Origin of the sequence: Roseicyclus sp. (assembly GCF_052168335.1) — a bacterium.
Lineage (GTDB): Bacteria > Pseudomonadota > Alphaproteobacteria > Rhodobacterales > Rhodobacteraceae > Roseibacterium.
Genome location: NZ_JBQLZP010000160.1, coordinates 1 through 2,312, shown reverse-complemented (window position 1 = coordinate 2,312; position 2,312 = coordinate 1). Strand labels below are relative to the sequence as shown.

General features: G+C 69.5%; 2 protein-coding genes. Both read right to left on the bottom strand.

Annotation, left to right across the window (positions count from 1 at the left end; translation table 11 throughout):
• Positions 1-563: 563 nt before the first annotated feature.
• Positions 564-1,373 carry an inositol monophosphatase family protein gene (locus tag ACTS11_RS04970; protein WP_442639238.1) on the bottom strand — a complete coding sequence of 270 codons (810 nt, stop codon included), beginning with the start codon at positions 1,371-1,373 and terminating at the stop codon, positions 564-566.
• Between the two features lie 62 nt (positions 1,374-1,435).
• Positions 1,436-2,312 (bottom strand): ABC transporter ATP-binding protein (locus tag ACTS11_RS04965; RefSeq protein WP_442639237.1); only part of this gene is annotated, 877 nt, incomplete at its 5' end.

Below are 2,312 nucleotides of genomic sequence, written 5' to 3'. Positions count from 1 at the left end.
AAATCCTCCTGAACGATGTGCTGCACGGCACGACCACGCTTGCGGATGCACGTTGAGCGACAGGGCCGGGCGGCGGATCATACCTCTCTCTAGCGAAACAATCGGTTGAGCGAGGCTCCGCCAGGAGGCCCACGCAGATGTGCCGAGCCTGATAAATCACTCAACGGGGCACTATCGCGTGATGGCACCTAGTGCGCTCGGCTGAGAGGTTGTTCGACCGTGCAATTGCAATAGACCGACGCCGCCAACGCCTCGATTGAGCGTAGAATCCACGGTAATTTGATGCCTCTCTTGGTTCTGGCAGCTGGAGCGTTTTAGGCTTGAGTTTCATGAGCACTTTTCTCTCAAGCGCGCGCTCATGGACGGATTGAAAATCCTCGTGTCGGTGGTTCGATTCCGCCCCCGGGCACCATTCCCTCAAGATGGAATTGATTTCCCTTGAAATCAGCCTTGCCCCACAGCCCCGGGAGCGTGGGGAAGCCTTCACCCGATGCGCAGGCCGGCGATGGCGTTCATGGGCGCGTGGGCAGACGGCGAGGCCGCGCTCCCGGCCGTGACGGCGCTCAGAACGTCGGGGGCGGCAGGCCTCCTGGGAACTGCTCCGCGACGATGGCCTCGAGCGCGTCCCATACCCCGGGCGCCGCGCCCATGGTCAGCCCCAGGCGCGCATTGGCGGGGTAGGGGTGGGTCACGCCGCCCGCCTCCCGGATCATCAGGAGCCCCGCGACGCTGTCCCAGGGGTTCATGTCGGGCTCGACGTAGCCCGCCAGCCGACCGGCCGCGACGCAGGCCAGCATGTTGGCGCCCGACCCGTTCCGGTAGTACATGCTGCCCGCCTCCATCAGCCGGCGGATGATGCCGGAGATGGGCCCGGGATCGGAGCGGTTGGAGGCGCCGACGGCCACGAGGCCCTGGTCGATGCGCCTGGCCGGGTCGAGCGTCAGGCGCAGGCCGTCGAGCGTCACCCCGTGGCCCGCGCGGGCGGCGAAGTGCTCGCCCGTCACCGGCACGTCGATGACGCCGAGGATCGTCTCCGGCCCCTCCACCAGCGCGATCACCACGCACCAGTGCGGCAGGCCCATGAGGAACGGCACAGTCCCGTCGATCGGATCGATCACCCAGGTGAGGCCCGAGCGGCCCGCGGCGGCGCCCCCTTCCTCGCCGAGGATGGCGTCGTCGGGGAAGGCGCGCGCGATCTCGGCCCGGATCATCTCCTCGACCGCGCGGTCGGCGATGGAGACGAGGTCGAGCTCGCCCTGCTTCGTCTCGATCTCGAGGCTCGCGCGGTTGCGGTAGAAGTCGAGGGCGATCTGCCCGGCCCGGCGGGCGAGGTCCGAGGCGAGGGCCGCGCGCGCGGCGATGGGGTCGGTCATGGTCGGGGTCTTTCGGTGCGGGATGGCGGCGTGCGTCCGGCACGCGCGGATTCGTCCTCGGCCTAGCGCACGAGGATGAGGTCGGCGGGGTCGATCTGCAGGTCCACGCGGTCGCCGGCCGCATGGCGCGGCTCGGCGATCGGGCGGGAGACGAGGAACTCCAGGTTCTCGTCCTGCACGACGTATTCCATGCGGCTGCCGAGATAGCTGGCCGAGGTGATCGTGGCGATGCCGCCGGGCGCGAGGCGGATGCGCTCGGGGCGGATCGTCGCCGTGACCGTGCCGTCCTCCGCCGTCACCGGCAGCGACAGGTGCGCCGCGTGGAACATGCCCGAGCCGACGCGCCCCTCGATCAGGTTCGCGTCGCCGATGAAATCCGCCACGAAACTGGACGCGGGCCGCTCGTAGAGCTCGGCGGGCGTGCCGATCTGGGCGATCTGGCCCATCTTCATCACCACGATGCGGTCCGAGACGGCCAGCGCCTCCTCCTGGTCATGGGTGACGTAGACGGCGGTCAGGCCGAAGCGCTGCTGGAGGTCGCGGATCTCGGCGCGCACCTTGCGGCGGAGCTTGGCGTCGACGTTCGAGAGCGGCTCGTCGAACAACAGCACGTCGGGCTGCTGGACGATGGCGCGCGCGACGGCCACGCGCTGCTGCTGCCCGCCCGATAGCTCGGACGGCAGCCGCGCCTCCAGGCCCGCGAGGCCCACCTGCGCGAGGATGGCATGCGCGCGCGCGCGCGCCTCGGCCTTGGGCGTGCCGCGGATCGTGGGACCGTAGGCGACGTTCTCCAGCACCGTCATGTGCGGGAAGAGGGCGTAGGACTGGAACACCATTCCGACGTTGCGCTCGGAGGCGGGGTCGCGGCTCACGTCGCGGCCCGCGATCCTGACCTGTCCCTCGGAGGGCAGCTCCAGCCCCGCGATCAGGCGCAGCGAC

Excerpts from the sequence above, each read along its gene's own strand:
- ACTS11_RS04970 (WP_442639238.1), bottom strand. The coding sequence starts at position 1,373 with ATGACCGACCCCATCGCCGCGCGCGCGGCCCTCGCCTCGGACCTCGCC.